Source organism: Occallatibacter savannae (assembly GCF_003131205.1).
Classification (GTDB): domain Bacteria; phylum Acidobacteriota; class Terriglobia; order Terriglobales; family Acidobacteriaceae; genus Telmatobacter; species Telmatobacter savannae.
The window spans coordinates 95,808-111,844 of sequence record NZ_QFFY01000003.1; the positions used below are offsets into that span (position 1 = coordinate 95,808).

Sequence of the window (16,037 nt, forward strand, 5' to 3'; positions counted from 1 at the left end):
TTTCATTGAGGGCTGCGTATGTGGGGAATCATTCCAGCGGCGGGGGCGGGTAATCGCATTCAGCCGCTTGCTTTTTCAAAGGAGCTGCTCCCAGTGGGGAGCCGCATCGAGGAAGGCAGCGAGAGGCCACGGGCAGTAAGCGAGTACCTGGTGGAGCGCATGATACGGGGCGGCGCTGACAAGCTCTGCTTCATCATCTCGCCGGGAAAGGGCGACATTCTGCACTACTACGGCTCGCGGCTGTGGGGCGCGGACATCATGTATGCGGTTCAGCCGCAGCCGGGGGGGCTTTGCGATGCGGTGTTCAGGGCGCGGCCGTTTGTGGCTGCGGACGAGTCGGTTGTTGTCGGGCTTCCGGACACGGTGTGGTTTCCCGAGGATGCGCTGAAACAGTTGCCGGAAGATGTGCTGTCGTTTCTGCTCTTCCCAGTGGAGCAGCCGCAGTTCTTCGATGCGGTGCTTACGGATGAGGACGACAGCGTTCGCGAAATCCAGGTGAAGCAGAAGAACGCCGGTACGAACTGGATATGGGGAGCATTCAAGATGCCGGGCTGTGTATTTCACGAACTCTACGATTTGTGGCGCAGGCCCGATCGAGGAGACGAGTACTTCGGCACTCTGATTAACGCATGGCTCGCCGATGGAGGACGTGCCATCGCGATACGAGCGGGGCGAGGCTACGTCGACGTAGGGACCCTGCACGGATACCGCTCCGCAATCCGCTTGCTGGAAGAAGGTTCATTCTCAAACGCGTACTCGCATGCGACTGTCGCCCAGGAGGAACAACAATCCAATGCCATCGACACCGCTTCACGCTGAAGAAGAGGTCAGCAGCCTGAAGGAGCGCATTGCCGCGCTGGGACCGTGGTTTCATAACATGCGGCTAGGCGGCGTGCAGACTGCGCCCGACCATTTCCTTGGGGACTATCCGCAGATCAAATACGAACGGTTCAGCGATGCGTTGCCTCAGGACCTGCGCGGGAAGACCGTGCTCGACATCGGATGCAATGGCGGGTTCTATTCGCTGGAGATGAAGCGGCGCGGCGCCGAGCGCGTGCTCGGCATCGACACTGACGACCACTACCTGGCGCAGGCGCGATTCGCGGCGGAAGTATCCGAGATGGATGTTGAGTTTCGCCGTATGTCGGTGTGGGAACTGGGAGGCTTGAACGAGCGGTTCGATCTCGTCATCTTCATGGGCGTGCTGTATCACCTGCGGCACCCGTTGCTGGCGCTCGATCTCATCCATGAGCATGTAGCTCGCGATCTGCTGCTCTTCCAAAGCATGCAACGAGGAAGCCGGTCGATAGCGCACGTCGATCCGGACTACGATTTCCACGCGGATGCGCACTTCGACGAGCCCGGGTATCCGAAAATGCATTTCGTGGAGCACCGGTACTCGCACGACGAGACGAACTGGTGGGTGCCGAACCGCGCGTGCGTGGAAGCCATGCTGCGTTCGTCAGGTTTTACGATTTGCTCGCAGCCGGAAGACGAGGTCTACATCTGCAGATGGAAACCGGTGGAAGTGCCGCCGGATGGACCACATTGCGTGTATCCAGCTACGGGACGGGGGAAGGCATGAGCAAGGCGGGTCGTGGAATGGAGCAGCTGGAATTTGCGGAAGATTCGCTGGATCGGCGTGAAGCCGGAGCGAAGCGGCTCTTCGATGCTGCTGAGGCTTGCGGCGCCGATCCGGACCGGTGCGCGGCTGGGCGGTGGATGGCGCATATGTTCGCCGGAGACTTCGCGGCCGCGTGGCAAGAGTCGGATGCGATTCGCGGACGCGGAGGTCCCGACCCGCACCGGATGTGGAGCGGCGAGAGCCTGAAGGACCGAAACGTGATTGTCCGGTGCCTGCACGGATACGGAGACGCGATTCAGTTTCTGCGGTATGCACCGCAGTTGCGGAGCCTGGCAGCCGAAGTCACGTATGAGGTGCCGCCCGCGCTGTACGAGCTTGCGCCGTACATCGAGGGGGTGGACCACGTCATAACTTGGGGACGGCTCGCTCCCGTTGCCCCGACGAAGTGGGATGCGCAGATCGAAGTGATGGAGTTGCCGTACATCTTTCGAACAGTAGTGAGCGATCTGCCGATTGCGCAGAACTACATGCATCTGCCACAGAGCCGGTGTAACTGCGTCAATCGCAAGCTGGGTCGGAATCATCCCCGGGTCGGAGTGGTGTGGGCAGGGGGAGAGTGGAACCATCATCGATCGATTCCCTTCCCTGTGTTCTCGGAGCTGCTGAGGCAGCCGGAATGCGAATTCTGGAGTCTGCAGGGTGGCGCGGCACAGGCGGACTGGCAAATGCTGCCGCCGTCTCCGCGGCTGCGCGACTCGGCTGATCTTGGCGAGGGAATCCTGAATCTGGCCTGCGTAATCTCGCAACTGGATTTGGTGATCACGGTGGATACGCTGGCGGCGCATCTGGCGGGGGCGATGGGCATTCCGGCATGGGTTCTGCTGCAAGGCGCAGCGGACTGGCGATGGATGGCACGTGGCGCGACGAGCCCGTGGTATCCGTCTCTGCGGCTCTTCCGGCAACACACTGCGGGAGACTGGGCGGGGTTGATCGCCGATGTACGACAGGAACTTCACACATGGAATCAACTTTGCAGCCGGCCGCAGATGATCGCCTAGGCCCTCGCGGGTCGCTGACGAGGCCGTGGGACGAGTTCGACGCCTATCTGTTCGATGTGGACGGAACCTTGCTGAACTGCAAGGACGCCGTTCACTACTTCGCTTTTTGTGAAGCGCTCAAGGCGCTTGCAGGCCGCGAACTGAACCTGGATGGCGTAACGGCTCACGGCAATACGGACATCGGAATTTTGCGCGACGCGCTGAATCTGGCGGGGGTGGCGGAGGCCGACTGGCGTCCGCGCGTACCGGAGGCTTGCATGTCCATGGCTGCGTACGTTGAGGCGAATCGAGACGAGATCATCACGGAGGCTCTTCCGGCGACGCGCGAGGTATTGCAGCATCTGCGCGCGAAAAAAGCGGTGCTGGGGGTGGCGACGGGAAATCTGGAATCGATTGGCAAGATCAAGCTCGACGCTTGCGGCTTATTGCAGAACTTCGACTTTTTCGCGTTCAGCGACGGGCTGGAGACTCGCGCGGACGTCTATAAGCGTGCGCTGGAGCGAGCTTGTGATTTAGCGGGGCCGGATGCGGCGATCTGTGCGGTGGGCGATACGCCGGCCGATGTACGGGCTGCGCAGCATCACGGAATCGAAGTGATTGCAGTCGCTACGGGCATACACCCGCGCGAAGAGCTTTCTCGGGAACAACCGGACCTGTGCCTTTCGTCGCTTTCCGAGCTGCTTCCTTAACTCGGGCAGAAGTTCCACTGCAGCGGTTCACAATCTGCTCGAACTCGATTGCGCGATGCGCAGCCGTGTGTGCAGAGAGGATGCGCTCACGTGCGTTAAGACCCATGCGCGTTCTTTCCGCGTCGGGCATGGTGCGAATGATCTGAGCTACTTCATAGGCGTCCTTTGGAAGCAGCACTTCCTGATTGGGCGTGAGGACATGCTCGAGGCCCTTCCAGTAATCCGAAACGATGGCAGCTCCGCAAGCCGATGCTTCGAACAGCCGAACGGAAGGCGAGTAACCAGCGGCGACCATTTCATCGCGGGTGAGGTTCAGGGTGAACTTCGATGAGCAGTAGAACGAAGGGTGATCGGGAGGGGAGAGATGAGTAATGCGCTCAACGTTCTTCGCCCAAGGCGTGTCTTTTGGATATTGCGCTCCGGCGACGATGAAGCGCGACTCGGGCATGAGCTCAGCCGTGCCATTGAGGAGGTTCATGAGTTTGGGCTGGCGATCTGAAGCATGCGTTCCGAGGTAGCTCAGCGCACATTCAAAGTCGCGCATAACGGGCTTGGGCCGGTATAGCTCTGGGTCCACCGAGCAGTAGAACGGAACCGCGCATGGTGAGTTGAAGCGCTCTTCAATTTCGCGCAGCACTGGACCGCCGGTGAAGCTAAGGTATGCAGAGAAATGTGAGATTTGCTCTGCGGTAATGTATTCAGCCCGGCCCTCGGCTCTCAGCCTGGAGATCGTGATCGGCGTATCGATGTCGTAGAAGAGCAAGGGGCCACAGCCAGCAGCAAGCAGCGCCTCAGTTGCGGCGAGAGCGTCGGGGAAATACGATCCGACTACGACGGCATCTGCATCTTTGCTGAGCCGGACGAGGTTGCGTTCGCTCTCGAGCCAGTCGGTATAGAGGTGGACCTTGCAGAATTCGGGATGCGGCATGTCGCGGTTGTCGCGAAACCATTCGACGTTCTTTTCAACGAAGTGGATCTGGTGGCCACGGCGGGCGAGGGCCTTGCAGAGTGAACGGTAAGTGGTGGCATGACCATTGCCCCACGAGGACGTAATTGCGAGCCCGTAGATGACAATCTTCATGCAACTTCTCCAGTCATGGCCGTGATTCCGGCCGCGCTAGCTACCATTGCTGTTTTCTTGCGCTGCAGGCACTCGCGGAATGCGAGTTCAGCGTCTTTGGCGCGCCGGGCATAGGTGTGATCGCGTAGAGCGCGCGCGTGGAATGCTTCTCCGATCTGCTTCCTCGCGGCATCATCGTGGAGCGCGAGGGCGGCGACGACTTCTTCAGGACTGTCGATGACGATGATCTCGCTGCCGGGCTCGAAGAAGTGCTCGATGCCGGGCCATTCATCGCAGAGCATGCATGCGCCCGCGCCCGCGACTTCGAAGACTCGCGTGGGAGGCGCGAATCCGTAGGCAGCCATGGAGGAGCGATTGATGTTCATGACCATGCCCGCGGAGCAATTGACTGCATTGTGACGGTGCGTGGGGACGTGGCCGATCCAGCGCACGTTTTTCGGCAGAGACTTGTCGCCCCAGCCTTCTCCACCGAGGATGAACCGCTTGTCAGGGGCGAGTTCAGCGGCACGCAGAAAGAGATCTTCGACACGAGCTTCGCGGTCGGGCAGCCGGTTGCCGATGAAGGCGACATCGCACTGCAGTTCGGGCTCTGCGGGAACGGGGTGATGGGTGTCGACGTCGAGGCCGTTGTAAATGCTGTAGTAGGCGCGAGCGCCGAGCTGTGTGTAGGCGTGCTGAATTTCAGGGCCGCCGCCGTAGGTGAGAATTGCGTCGTACTGCGGGATGGCGCCGCGCATCGGGTCATCAGGATTGTCGTGCATGCGAGCGATGGTGGCCGGAGCATCAACGTCCCAGAAGCAGACGATGGAATGGGAAGAGCACTCCAGAACGCGCTGCTCGAGGAGCTCGTCGTCTGCACCCAGACCGCTGTGTTTGATGACGACGTCGGCGCCGGCGGCGCGTTGAAGCATTGCGTCGATGTCTACTCCGGGTCGATAGATAAGCGAGCGGACAAAGGAAACGTCTTCAGCATCGCGGTGCTCCTGGCGGCCGTAGGCATCCGGCTCGGCGAAGGTAATCTCGTGCCCCTGGCGCGCGAGGTACTTGTAGACTCCGCGGTAGTAGGTGGCTGCGCCGTTCCAGTAGGACGATACGATGCTGGAGCCGAAGACGAATATCTTCATCCGATCACTTCCTCGCAGATTTCAGTGAGTTGTTGCGCACGATGCATGCACGTGTGGCGGGCGAGCACTGTTTGGAGCCCACGCTGGGCCTGCTGGGATACGGCCTCATGGTCGCCGAGCAGGTGCTCAATGGCGGCGACGGATTCTTTTGCGTTCCGCACGTAGAGGAAATCCCCTTCGCGAAAGAGCTGTTCCGTGTCGGGCCATGGGGCGGAGATGAGCGGAATGCCAGAGGCGAGCGCTTCAAAGACGCGGATCGTAGGGATTCCGGACATGGCTCCGACATACTGCTGGCGCGGAATGTGCATGGTGAGGCGCGAAGCGGCATAGGTGGGGGGCCCATCCAGGTTAGGCAGGTAGCCGCCGTACTCGACTCCGGCGCTGTTGAGGGCGCGGAGAGCCTCGCCGGGGTAGCGGACGCCATAGATGGAGAACCGGTACTGGCGAAGTTCGCTAGCGGGATGGAGAAGAAACTGGCAGATTTCGACGGAGCGCTCATCATCGCCCCAGTTTCCGATCCAGACGACGTCGCGCTGTTTCTCGTGGGCGATGGGACGGAAGACTGTGGTGTCAGCTGCCTCGTGGAGCGTCCAGACGCGCTGGATGTTGAAGCGATGGCGGTAGATGGTTCGGAGGGCCTCGCCGAATGCCAGGACGCCGTCAAACTTGTCGGTGCCGAAGAGTCGGATCTGTTCGGGTGATGATGAGGCGCGATGGTGCGTGTCATGGAAGAGCAGACGGAAGCCTAGCTCGTCGCGGAGTTCGAGAAGAAGGTGAGCGAGCTCCGGTGGGTTCCACTCGTGCAGGATTACGATTTCCTTTCCGCGCAGTGCACTGCGCCAGCGTTGGGCGGCGCCTTCACCGATGAGGTCGGGTGCGCAGTAGGTGTTTATTTGGAGCTCCGGGTAGGTAGTTGCGAACTGCTGAAGGGACTGTCGGCCGTTCTTTTCCTGGCGGAGGTTCTCGATCGACCAGCCGTCGTCAGGCTCGTAGACGGTGACGTTGTGTCTGCATTGGCCCAGGCTGCGCAGAAGACCGCGTAGAAAGTGCGCGTTGCCGTTGTTCCAGTCGGAGCGGATGGCGTGCGCGAAGTATGCGATTTGGAACTTACGCGACATGAGTAGCGACCAGCGTGGATTGCTTCACAACTGAGCGGAAAAGTTCGAGGTAGCGCGAGGTCATGCGCTCGGCTGTAAATTGGCTTGCATGCTGTTTTGCGATCTCCTGGGCCTCGCGGAGCAGCCAGGGGTGATCGCTGAGACGCCAGAGCCAACTGGAGAGCGACTCGGGGCCGGTGAAGTAGAGGGCTGAGTCGCCCCATACCTCGCGCAGAGATGGAATGTCATTGGCGAGCACCGCGCAGCCGCATTGCGCTGCTTCAAGCGGGGCCAGGCCGAATGGCTCATAACGGGAGGTGCAGATGTAAATGGCGCTCTGGCGAAGAAGCGTGAGCATGCCGGCTTCGTCGAGCGAGCCAAGAAGACGGATGTCGGAGCCATCCTGCGTCTGCGATAAAGATTCAGACTGGAGCCGGGTCTCACCGGCAATCAGCAGCGGGATGGGGGAGTCTACGTTCTCGAGAAGCTTTACGTTCTTAGCTTCGTCCCAAAGGCGTCCTGCAGTGACGGCCTGCATGCGGCGTGTGGAGTCTGAAAGGAACGGCGGCATGGTGCGGCCGTTCGGGATGACGGTGCGATCGGGCGGGACAGAAAAGTTGCGGACGAGAGCGTCAAGCATCCACTGCGTCGGAGCGACGACCGCGTCAGCGCCATCAAGGCCGGCCTGGACGAGGGAGGTGTAGCTGTCGAGCCACTGTGAGCGTTCGAGACCGTGGGGCCGGCACGCCTCGGCCCAACTCAGGACATCGCTGTGAGCAACGACGATACGAGGAATGTCGCAGCGAAATGCGCCAAAGCAGTATTGGCTGGTCAACAGAAGGTCGGCGTCGAACTCTTCTGCGATTCTGAGAAGGGTTGGTGCGGCATCAGACAATGCGCGCGCATTGTCCTGCATCCATTCGAGCGCGGTGTCGAGGGCCTCGAAGCGGAAGCACTTTCCCCATTGGCTGCACAGCTCGTCTGCCCAGGATTGCTGAGAGGCGGATGGCGCGCGGCCTAGGCTCACGAGGGCTACGGAACATCCGTTCCTGAGAAGACCACCTGCAAGTTCTTTCGTCAACGTCCAGACACCGCCGACGGTGTCTGTGGTCATCAGGACGCGCATGGTCTTGCCTCGTTCTCCAACTCCTCCAGCGGTACCGGCGCTTGATCCTGAATGTCACTGTAGCCCTTGTCTGCAAAGAGCTTCAGGTAGAAGGCATGAGCGCGCTCCCACGCCGACTCATCGGGAGCCATGCCGAATGTCTCGACATAGAGCGGACTGCCCGGGAATGGGAACATGGGTACCGGCTCACTGACCCAGACGCCGTGGGACTTGAGCTTTGCCTGCCATTGACGGACGAGCTCTGCGTCATCCTTGTCCGTCTTGATCAGGTTGGCCTGAACCCATGGGATGCGCTTGCGCGCATAGATGAGCAGGTCGCCAATGCGATCCGTTGTGAGCTTACAGTTCTTGTTCAGCTCGTCTCGACCCTCTTCAGTGACGGACTCGACGCCGCATTCGAAAGAGACACAGTGGGCGCGGCCCAGCAGATCGAGGGTCTCTTCATTCCAGAGGTCAATACGCGACTGAAAGCCAATGGAGACAGGACGTTTGGCAATCTCTTCGAGTAGGGTGCGGACGTTCTTGCCCACTCCGAAGATTTCGTCGATGAAGTAGATGTAGTCGACGCCGCGGGCGATGAGTTGATCCATCTCTTCGACGACGGCGCTGAGTTCGCGCTCGCGAAACTTGTTGCGGAAGAGGGTCTTGTTGCAGAAGGTGCAGGAGTATGGGCATCCGCGAGCAAATTCCATTTCTGCCCCGCGGCGGAGGTGATCGGCGCCGTTGCCGGGGAAGATGTGGTGCTTATGGCTGTGCAGCTCGACCGGGTAGTTGGAGTAGTCGAGTGCGCCCATGGAGCGCATGTCTGTGACGCCGAGTCCCTGGCCCATGTGGATTGTTCCGCCGGCATCGCGCCAGCAGCAACCGTCGATGGTTTCCCAGGGGGCATGAGCGAGCATGGGCAGGGTCTGGTCGGGCTCGCCGCGGAGGACTACGTCAGCGCCGGTTTTAGCAAGCGTGGCTTTCGGAGTCGCCGAGCCGTGCGGGCCGATCACAACCCTGGTGGATTTGCGCTCAAGCGCGGAGAACCATTGACGCGGGACGCGAAGCTCGGGTTGTGGGCATCGCCAAAAAAGGTAAGACGGAGCGGACGGGATGACGAGGTAATCTTCGTCGAAGCCGGCGAGACGCTTGCGGACCTGGTCTGGATTGAGCGACTCCATGAAGGCGTCTATCAGGATGACTTCGTGTCCTGCCTTGCGGAGCGCCTGCTGCGCACAGAGAAGCTCGAGCGGGAAATGCGGTTCGGGGCAGCCGAAGTAGGTTGAGCCCTCGAAGCTCCAGTGTGGATTAATCAGCGCGTATTTCATGCCACTTCTCCCAAGGCCGAGGTACGAGCACCGACCAGTTGAGGGGAGTCTGCGTGCTGGTGGCCTTCGCGCCAGAATTCACGGATGTCCGAGAGGATGGTGGAGAGTTCCCTGCGCGGAGCCCACCCTGTGAGCAGTTCGAGTTTGGAGGTGTCCGAGATGTAGAGGGGCTGATCGCCAGGACGGACTGCGCGATGATCGAGACGAACTGCCTTACCGGTCGTTTCTTCGATGGCGTGCAACATCTCCATCACGGAGAAGGAGCGCTGGGGACCGCCGCCGACGTTGAACACCTGCCCCCTGGTTGTAGCGATCTGCTCGCGGACCTTGACCATGGCATCCACGAGATCGTGGACATGGAGAACGTCGCGAACCTGAAGGCCGTCGCCGTAGATGGTGATGCGCTTGCCCGTCAATGCCGAGTAGAGGAAGTGCGCAACCCAACCCTGGTCTTCATTTCCGAACTGGCGGGGTCCGGCGATGCAGGACATGCGGAAGACTACCGTAGGCAGGTCGTAGATGCGCGCGTAGTCGCGCACGTACTGGTCTGCCGTGCCCTTTGAGCAGCCATATGGAGAGTGGAAGTCGAGGCACTGAAACTCATTCACGCCTCGGAACAGCTCATCTTTCGCTTGATATCGCGTGCCGTCTGCGACGACGGGCACTGACTCGAGGGCGCCATAGACTTTGTTTGTCGATGTATAGAGAACGAAAGGTTTGAGGCTCGACTGCCGTGCAGCTTCCAGCACGTTGAAGGTGCCAACGGCATTCACCTGAAAATCGGAGCCAGGATCGTCTACGGAGGTGGTGACTGCTACCTGAGCCGCGAAGTGGTAGATCTCTGTCACGTCTTGGACGGCAGCGCGGACCGAATCAGTGTTACGAACATCTCCTTCGATGATCTCCAGATTCCCTTGCGCCTTACTCTTCAGCCACGCGACATTCCGCGCGACTCCGGCGCGGGATTGATTATCGAAGATTCTAACCTTTGTGCCGGGTGTCTCGAGAAGACGCTCTGCGAGGTTTGAACCGATGAATCCTGCACCTCCTGTTATGAGTACCGTGCGCGCTTTGTTTCCTTTCATTAGGCACCCTCTCCTTGATGTATGTTTTTTGCGCTCCTCGGCAACTCCCAGCTACCGCGGCGATCTCTCACCGGATAACCCGTATCGTTCATGCAGTGAGCCCATATGCGGTCAATTCGCGAATCATGGTGTCGGCCTTGTCTTCGGCCTCTTGTTCCGCCAGCCATTCGGCCAGTTCCTTGAATCCCTCTTCGTGCGTGACGCGCGGCTCGTAACCGAGCAGATCGCGTGCCTTTGTCAGGTCTGCGTAGCAATGGCGAATATCGCCTGCCCGATACTTCTGGCTGATCACAGGGGCAAGCTCTTTGCCCAAGGATCGGGCGAGGATTTGCGCGACTTGCAGAATCGAGATTGGTTTGCCGCAGCCGACGTTAATCACTTCGCCATCTGAGGGCCTGCTTTCGATCGCGAGCATGTTGGCGCGCACGATGTCGTAGACGCTGACGAAGTCGCGCATCTGCTGGCCGTCTTCGAAGACCATGGGGGGCTGGCCGTTCAACAGGCGCGAAGCAAAGATTGCAGCGACGCCGGTGTACGGATTCGATAGCGCCTGGCGCGTGCCGTAGATGTTGAAGAAGCGCAACGCAGTGACTGGAATGCCGTAAGTACGCCCGTAGATCAGGCAAAGCTCTTCCTGGTCGCGCTTGGAGAGCGCGTATACGGAGTTCAGATTGCCGGGCTTTGTCTCTTTGGTTGGCACCGGCTTGAGAGTTCCGCCGCAGAGCTCGCACTGGGTGTCCCAGCGACCGGAGCGCAGTTGCGCTGTTGTGCGTACGGGCGGGTTAGCGTTTGAGCCGCAGGATGCGCAGATGTAACTGCCTTCGCCGTAGATCGACATGGACGATGCGACGACCAACTTTTCAGGAGCAAGCCGAAGATCAAGCATCGCTTGCAGCAACTCGGCGGTACCCTGCGTGTTGGTGCTCATGTACCGGCTGATTTCGTACATGGACTGCCCAACGCCGACGACTGCCGCGAAGTGGTAGATCACGTCGACATTGGCGAGGGCCTTGCGGACAGCGTTCGGATCTCGGATGTCACCGACCATCAGCTCGACATCTCGTGATAAATAGTCCGGAACGCTATCGCCGTGGACCTGAGGAGTGAGACAGTCGAGCACGCGAACGGAATGCCCGGCCTTCAGCAGACCGTCTGCGAGATGAGATCCGACGAATCCAGCGCCGCCTGTAATGAGAATTTGTTTGCTCATGAGATCGCCACTTCCTTTGCGCCAGATTGAGAACCGAGTGCGGTGCGATTCGTGTACCGCTCCGCGGCCCACGCGGCAAATTCTGCGAACTGACCGAGATCGCGAGGCGGGCTGGTATGGTGCTCTTCGACCCCGAGATGAGCGGGGGTGAAGCAGAGGGTCAGCGCCACCTTGAACGGGTCCAGCGCTTCCATCTGACGATCGAACCATTCAACGGCATTCGGCCGATAGGAATCTGCCCAACTAAGGCCGGTGCGCAGGTAGCGCACGCCGTGCTCCTGCATCCATTTGACCGAGTCGTCGAGCCGGTGGTCCTGGAAGTGAAACCACTGACAGAGACCGACGGTGCCGTCGCTGGGGAAATGATCCATGGCGAGCTTCGGCTGGCCATCGGCCCTGATGAGGCCCAGGTAGTAGTGCCGGTAATAGGAAGATCCCTCGGCTTCCTTATGGCGCGTTTCGGCAGGCCAAGTTGGCGGAAGGTCGAAGAGGCTGTACCAGTGAACACGATCTGTGAGGCCGCGGATCAGTTGCAGGGTCCGGTCGAGACCGAACGCTTGAACCTCTTCCGCGCCGAAGGAGGAGACTCCGACTTCGGTGACCCAAACTGGTTTGCCGCTTACGAGAGCCGCCTCGCAGATGCGATCAGGCCAGGCATCGATCTGCCAGTGGTTCCAATCGAGTGGGAAGCCGTGTACGCCAACGGCGTCGACATGATCCATCACGCCATAGGAGGCCATTAGTCTCAGAAAATCGCAGTCGCATGCTGAGACACCGCCGAGGACGATGGGGACATCCGGATTCACTTTGCGAATGGCAGTGGAGGCCAGCTTGACCATCTCACTAAACCGCTTCCACTCCGGATCGAGATGAAAATTCCAATGCGACAAATTATTCGGTTCGTTCCAAAGCACGAGCGCTTCGACCATGATGTGGTTTCCCAGGTACCGCCCAGATTTTGTCGAGCTTGTTGAATCGAACTCTCGTGCTTGCGAGACGTTCTGGAGGGCGGTGGAATATAGCTCCAACGATGAGTTGTCTCGTACGAGAAGGCTTTCAGACTCGGTCTCTTAGAGGTACATAGATGTTTTCAGGTTGCATCGGCGAGCAAAGTAGGCGGGGAATGTTCAGGGTATTTACCGGGTTCTGAAACGACGTGATTGTATGTACGTATTCAGAACTGAGACGAACCTGAGAATAGGAGAGGGGATGAGATGGCCCCGGTACGAGTACGCGTACTCGCAAAGCGTCCTACGCAGCGCGTGCGGATTCTGGTGAGTTTAGATCTAAATGTACTCTGGATGCTCGACGAGCAATGTAGTCTGCCTGCGCGCAGCGGGGGCTACGACGCGCAAGCAGATATCAGGAGTATCAGCGCCAAAAGTATCCTGAACCCTTGAGGCACTCGACTTCAGTGATCAGAGCGGAAATGAGCAGGCCGAATGAGATGGCGAAGCACGTAATCAGAGGAAAGCGCTCGGCAAGTGTGGCCTGCGCGACGTGCTTGAACAGGTGAGCTGGCGGGGGGCTCAACCTGGAATCGAGCTGCGAGCCCGGTTCAAGGATTTCGGGGAAACTAAGGTTGAATCTGGTTGAAGCGAGATACGTCATGTGCAACGCTCCCTCTTTCATCACTTCGGTCGTTCGTTCCTGGGTCTGCATCATCTTCTCTCCGTGTTCACGAACCTTATGACGGAAAGTTATTCCTCGTATGCGGGATCGACAATGCTGCAAACGATGCAAACGGGAAGGGTTATCTCTACAACGGAAGAGAGTGCCGCAATCAGGGAAAGAGTAATGAAGTCGCGTTACTACTCCTGCGAAAGTAAGTACCGCGCGAGACAAGGGACAGCAAATGATGGGAGATACTCTGCCGCAATTGACAGGGGCGGGAGCCAATCCTTTGAGTGAACTACAACCAACTTGCTTGCGCGGCGTCGCATCTTCCAATGCGAGTGGGCTGAACGAAAACTCCCATCGAAGTAGGCAGGCGATGTCAGGACGCGTGGGAGAGAGAAGGATCCTTATCGTCGAGGACGAGCAAGTGGTGGCAGATACGCTGGGCCAGATACTGGCCACGAGCGGCTACCAGATCCGCGTCGTGTATTCGGCTGAGGATGCTTTGCCGCTTCTCACAACATGGCGACCTGAAGTTGCGATTCTCGACGTAATGCTTCCGAAGATGAATGGGATCGAGCTTGCGCTTGTTCTCAAGGAGAACTTCCCGGAGTGCCATGCGCTGCTGTTTTCAGGTCAGCCGTCGGTCGAAGTTCTTATGCAGAAGGCGAGAAGTGAAGGCCATGACTTCGAGGTCCTTGCGAAGCCGGTGCATCCGTCGGTGATGCTGGAGGCAATTTCGACTCTGCTCTCCCCGACCGGGCCAGGATCCTATCCCCAAGTGAACTGAGGATCACGACGGTAAAAGCGAGCTACTTCTCTGCGCGTACGAGGAGGCAGGTAATGTTGTCGTGGCCGCCAGCTTTCTTCGCGCTCTCGACGAGTCTCTCGGCCATGGTCTCGAGGGCGATATCGCCCAGAAGCAGGGATTCGATGGTCTGATCCGGCAACTCTCGCGTCAACCCATCGGAGCAGAGCAGGAAGATGTCATCGGGCTCAGCTTCGAGCTTGAAGATATCAGGGGTGACCTGGGACTGGGTCCCGAGCGCGCGGGTAATGACGTTTTTAAGAGGAGAGTGCAGGGCTTCGCGCGGGGTCATACGGCCCAGCCTTACCTGCTCCTCAACGAGTGAATGATCCTGAGTCAGCTGCTCGAGCTTGCCCCGGCGCATAAGGTAACAGCGGCTGTCGCCGATGTTGAGGATCCAGACGTGCTGTTCCTGAGTGGCCATGACCACGAGCGTGGTCCCCATGCCATTGAGACGTTGATTGCGCTGTGCTCTGGAGAAAATGGCTTCATTTGCAGCGGTTACGGCGCTCTCCGCCGCGGCGGGGAGTTCCGACTCTCGTTCTTCCTGCTTGCGCTCCTTGAGCAAGCGGAGCACCTCGTCGACAGCAAGGGTGCTGGCGATCTCGCCGGCAGCGGCGCCACCCATGCCGTCGCACACGACGTATACGCCCGCTTCGATGGAGAACCCAAAGGCGTCTTCGTTGGACGGGCGTTTGCGCCCGCGGTCAGTGACCGCCGCAGCCGTATATCGCACCACCGCCGTGGCCAATAGAACCTCCGCAGGAAAGTTTACACGTCATCGCATATGCGTGAATACCCGGCGTCAGGGTCCGGGGGACGGAGCCGGGAGTTCGTAGACGCGAATGGCTCCCTGATCGAGAATTGCAACGCGACGAGCCGAAGGGGAGATGGCAACGTTGCCGCCCCCATCGAGAATTGGACTGGCCGGGGCGGTCAGTACTGCTTTTCCCGTAGATGCGTCGTACACCTCGACCCACTGAGCTTTGACGTCGTCGAAACTGAGCGGGTCGATGGTATCGACAGTGTGAGTTGCGAGCAGAGTCTCTCGCGCGAATCGCAGGCCGTTGGGGGCCATGATGAGCCGGGGCCAGATCTGGGTGCCCGGCTTCGAGGTGTTCCACAGCCGCTTGCCGTCAGTGGAAATGGCGGCGATCCAGCGACTCTGATCTGGATTGCATGCCGTAACCAGGACCTCGGGATTGGAGACGAACTCCACGGATGGTGTGCACATCGAGTCGATCTTCCCGATGATGCGGCTTCCTCCGCGAAAGAATTTCAGATTGATTACCCATTCATGCCCGTTTCCTCGCAGGGTCTCGACCCAGCCATCGGAGTTGACGGGGAGGTGCACAGTTTTACGCGTGCGCGACATCAGCATGACCTGACCGGTCTGGCGGCGCAAGATGCGAACGACGACATCGGGGCTTGCATTTGCGAGAGCGTCGGGCGGGATATTGTCTCTTCCAGAAGGGCTGCTCGAGTTTTGATCGACGCTCATGCGGGTGGAGGCGCTGGGTGGACTCGAGACATCGCTGGGCTTCGCTTTCAATTCCGCTGGTTCACGGGAGTCCGTGACAAGGAGGTTCTGTGCTGGGTCAAGCTCGAGCCACAGTAGCGGACCGCGAAAGTGAAAGAGCGGGGATAGATCGAGGGAGGAGTCACCGAGTTTGAGATCGCCGCGATCACGAAGGAGGAAGTGGCCGTCGTTCAGCATCCAGAGGTAGCGATCGCGGTCGTGCACGGCCCAGAGTGCCTCGGACTCGACAGCGCCGCCGGGGAGATTGAGGAGTACGGCGCGAATCTGGCGTTCGTTGGCTGCGGTGGGATTCCCCTGGCGGCGGATCAGGCCAGGGGCATGAAATGTGAAGAGCAGGTGGCCTTCATCGAGGAAGTCGAGCGAGACCATGCTCTCGCGCTGGCCTTGATAGATGGCGCCGGGCGCGAAGAAGCCGAGAGGCTCGACAGGGATGCTGAAAGCCGGTTGCTGGGATGGGGGATATTCAGGCTTGTGCTCTTCGGCCTGCTTGTTGTCCTTCGGGTGGCGCTTGAAGAGTTGCGCACCGCCGCACTGGACGAGTAAAGCTGCCGTGAGTGCAAGGATCGGAAAGCTTCGACGTACAAAAACTCTCCACTCCGGTCCCAACGCGCACTTAGGCATCGATAGCTATTTTCGCCGATCAAAGCGGGCTTAGGGCTGAGGGCGGGAATTTCTGCGAGTTCCAGGCTGGACGAGGCAAAAACGGC

16 protein-coding genes are annotated in these 16,037 nt (G+C 59.5%); 5 read left to right on the forward strand and 11 right to left on the reverse strand.

Annotated elements, in window-relative coordinates; all coding sequences use genetic code 11:
• The first annotated feature begins 18 nt into the window (after positions 1 to 18).
• The 4 genes from DHV10_RS12175 to DHV10_RS12185 are packed head-to-tail and all read left to right on the forward strand — an operon-like array spanning position 19 to position 3,332.
• Positions 19 to 819 (forward strand): sugar phosphate nucleotidyltransferase, encoded by an 801-nt coding sequence (locus tag DHV10_RS12175; protein ID WP_109486654.1) that lies wholly within the window; start codon positions 19 to 21, stop codon positions 817 to 819.
• Positions 794 to 1,585 (forward strand): TIGR04290 family methyltransferase, encoded by a 792-nt coding sequence (locus DHV10_RS12180; RefSeq protein WP_109486655.1) that lies wholly within the window; start codon positions 794 to 796, stop codon positions 1,583 to 1,585. Before DHV10_RS12175 ends, DHV10_RS12180 begins: the two co-directional genes overlap by 26 nt.
• Positions 1,582 to 2,643 (forward strand): glycosyltransferase family protein, encoded by a 1,062-nt coding sequence (locus DHV10_RS27115; protein ID WP_162601465.1) that lies wholly within the window; start codon positions 1,582 to 1,584, stop codon positions 2,641 to 2,643. The genes DHV10_RS12180 and DHV10_RS27115 overlap by 4 nt, the downstream gene beginning before the upstream one ends.
• Positions 2,604 to 3,332, forward strand: a complete 729-nt coding sequence (locus DHV10_RS12185) for an HAD family hydrolase (RefSeq protein WP_162601466.1) — start codon at positions 2,604 to 2,606, stop codon at positions 3,330 to 3,332. Before DHV10_RS27115 ends, DHV10_RS12185 begins: the two co-directional genes overlap by 40 nt.
• Here DHV10_RS12185 and DHV10_RS12190 read toward each other — a convergent pair.
• From DHV10_RS12190 to DHV10_RS12230, 9 genes are all read right to left on the reverse strand, one after another.
• Positions 3,250 to 4,413 (reverse strand): CgeB family protein, encoded by a 1,164-nt coding sequence (locus tag DHV10_RS12190; protein WP_109486657.1) that lies wholly within the window; start codon positions 4,411 to 4,413, stop codon positions 3,250 to 3,252. The two genes, DHV10_RS12185 and DHV10_RS12190, sit on opposite strands and share 83 nt — an antisense overlap.
• Positions 4,410 to 5,537, reverse strand: coding sequence for a CgeB family protein (locus DHV10_RS12195; RefSeq protein ID WP_109486658.1), 1,128 nt, complete (start codon positions 5,535 to 5,537; stop codon positions 4,410 to 4,412). Before DHV10_RS12195 ends, DHV10_RS12190 begins: the two co-directional genes overlap by 4 nt.
• Complete coding sequence (locus tag DHV10_RS12200) at positions 5,534 to 6,655, reverse strand: CgeB family protein (protein WP_109486659.1); 1,122 nt, start codon at positions 6,653 to 6,655, stop codon at positions 5,534 to 5,536. The genes DHV10_RS12195 and DHV10_RS12200 overlap by 4 nt, the downstream gene beginning before the upstream one ends.
• Complete coding sequence (locus DHV10_RS12205; RefSeq protein WP_109486660.1) at positions 6,645 to 7,760, reverse strand: glycosyltransferase family 4 protein; 1,116 nt, start codon at positions 7,758 to 7,760, stop codon at positions 6,645 to 6,647. Before DHV10_RS12205 ends, DHV10_RS12200 begins: the two co-directional genes overlap by 11 nt.
• Entirely contained in the window at positions 7,748 to 9,070 is a 1,323-nt protein-coding gene (locus tag DHV10_RS12210) for a TIGR04295 family B12-binding domain-containing radical SAM protein (protein ID WP_109486661.1), read from the reverse strand. The genes DHV10_RS12205 and DHV10_RS12210 overlap by 13 nt, the downstream gene beginning before the upstream one ends.
• On the reverse strand, positions 9,067 to 10,155 hold the full coding sequence (locus DHV10_RS12215) for an SDR family NAD(P)-dependent oxidoreductase (RefSeq protein ID WP_109486662.1): 1,089 nt from the start codon (positions 10,153 to 10,155) through the stop codon (positions 9,067 to 9,069). Before DHV10_RS12215 ends, DHV10_RS12210 begins: the two co-directional genes overlap by 4 nt.
• 88 nt (positions 10,156 to 10,243) lie before the next feature.
• Positions 10,244 to 11,365 (reverse strand): NAD-dependent epimerase/dehydratase family protein, encoded by a 1,122-nt coding sequence (locus tag DHV10_RS12220; RefSeq protein ID WP_109486663.1) that lies wholly within the window; start codon positions 11,363 to 11,365, stop codon positions 10,244 to 10,246.
• On the reverse strand, positions 11,362 to 12,294 hold the full coding sequence (locus DHV10_RS12225; protein ID WP_109486664.1) for a glycoside hydrolase 5 family protein: 933 nt from the start codon (positions 12,292 to 12,294) through the stop codon (positions 11,362 to 11,364). The genes DHV10_RS12220 and DHV10_RS12225 overlap by 4 nt, the downstream gene beginning before the upstream one ends.
• Before the next feature lie 442 nt (positions 12,295 to 12,736).
• The gene (locus tag DHV10_RS12230) at positions 12,737 to 13,030 is read right to left on the reverse strand and encodes a hypothetical protein (RefSeq protein ID WP_109486665.1); all 294 of its coding nucleotides are present in this window, start codon (positions 13,028 to 13,030) and stop codon (positions 12,737 to 12,739) included.
• Positions 13,031 to 13,358: 328 nt separating this feature from the next.
• Here DHV10_RS12230 and DHV10_RS12235 point away from each other — a divergent pair, with 328 nt between their 5' ends.
• On the forward strand, positions 13,359 to 13,772 hold the full coding sequence (locus DHV10_RS12235; protein ID WP_162601467.1) for a response regulator: 414 nt from the start codon (positions 13,359 to 13,361) through the stop codon (positions 13,770 to 13,772).
• Between the two features lie 22 nt (positions 13,773 to 13,794).
• On the opposite strand, the gene DHV10_RS12240 is transcribed toward DHV10_RS12235, so the two are convergent.
• On the reverse strand, positions 13,795 to 14,541 hold the full coding sequence (locus DHV10_RS12240) for a Stp1/IreP family PP2C-type Ser/Thr phosphatase (protein ID WP_109486667.1): 747 nt from the start codon (positions 14,539 to 14,541) through the stop codon (positions 13,795 to 13,797).
• A 54-nt stretch (positions 14,542 to 14,595) separates the two neighbouring features.
• Positions 14,596 to 15,951, reverse strand: coding sequence for a hypothetical protein (locus DHV10_RS12245; protein WP_109486668.1), 1,356 nt, complete (start codon positions 15,949 to 15,951; stop codon positions 14,596 to 14,598).
• Positions 15,952 to 16,037: the final 86 nt, after the last annotated feature.

Bases quoted from the DNA above. Each gene is read 5' to 3' on its own strand.
- DHV10_RS12175 (WP_109486654.1), top strand. From the start codon at position 19: ATGTGGGGAATCATTCCAGCGGCGGGGGCGGGTAATCGCATTCAGCCG.
- DHV10_RS12180 (WP_109486655.1), top strand. From the start codon at position 794: ATGCCATCGACACCGCTTCACGCTGAAGAAGAGGTCAGCAGCCTGAAG.
- DHV10_RS27115 (WP_162601465.1), top strand. From the start codon at position 1,582: ATGAGCAAGGCGGGTCGTGGAATGGAGCAGCTGGAATTTGCGGAAGAT.
- DHV10_RS12185 (WP_162601466.1), top strand. From the start codon at position 2,604: ATGGAATCAACTTTGCAGCCGGCCGCAGATGATCGCCTAGGCCCTCGC.
- DHV10_RS12190 (WP_109486657.1), bottom strand. From the start codon at position 4,413: ATGAAGATTGTCATCTACGGGCTCGCAATTACGTCCTCGTGGGGCAAT.
- DHV10_RS12195 (WP_109486658.1), bottom strand. From the start codon at position 5,537: ATGAAGATATTCGTCTTCGGCTCCAGCATCGTATCGTCCTACTGGAAC.
- DHV10_RS12200 (WP_109486659.1), bottom strand. From the start codon at position 6,655: ATGTCGCGTAAGTTCCAAATCGCATACTTCGCGCACGCCATCCGCTCC.
- DHV10_RS12205 (WP_109486660.1), bottom strand. From the start codon at position 7,760: ATGCGCGTCCTGATGACCACAGACACCGTCGGCGGTGTCTGGACGTTG.
- DHV10_RS12210 (WP_109486661.1), bottom strand. From the start codon at position 9,070: ATGAAATACGCGCTGATTAATCCACACTGGAGCTTCGAGGGCTCAACC.
- DHV10_RS12215 (WP_109486662.1), bottom strand. From the start codon at position 10,155: ATGAAAGGAAACAAAGCGCGCACGGTACTCATAACAGGAGGTGCAGGA.
- DHV10_RS12220 (WP_109486663.1), bottom strand. From the start codon at position 11,365: ATGAGCAAACAAATTCTCATTACAGGCGGCGCTGGATTCGTCGGATCT.
- DHV10_RS12225 (WP_109486664.1), bottom strand. From the start codon at position 12,294: ATGGTCGAAGCGCTCGTGCTTTGGAACGAACCGAATAATTTGTCGCAT.
- DHV10_RS12230 (WP_109486665.1), bottom strand. From the start codon at position 13,030: ATGATGCAGACCCAGGAACGAACGACCGAAGTGATGAAAGAGGGAGCG.
- DHV10_RS12235 (WP_162601467.1), top strand. From the start codon at position 13,359: ATGTCAGGACGCGTGGGAGAGAGAAGGATCCTTATCGTCGAGGACGAG.
- DHV10_RS12245 (WP_109486668.1), bottom strand. From the start codon at position 15,951: ATGCCTAAGTGCGCGTTGGGACCGGAGTGGAGAGTTTTTGTACGTCGA.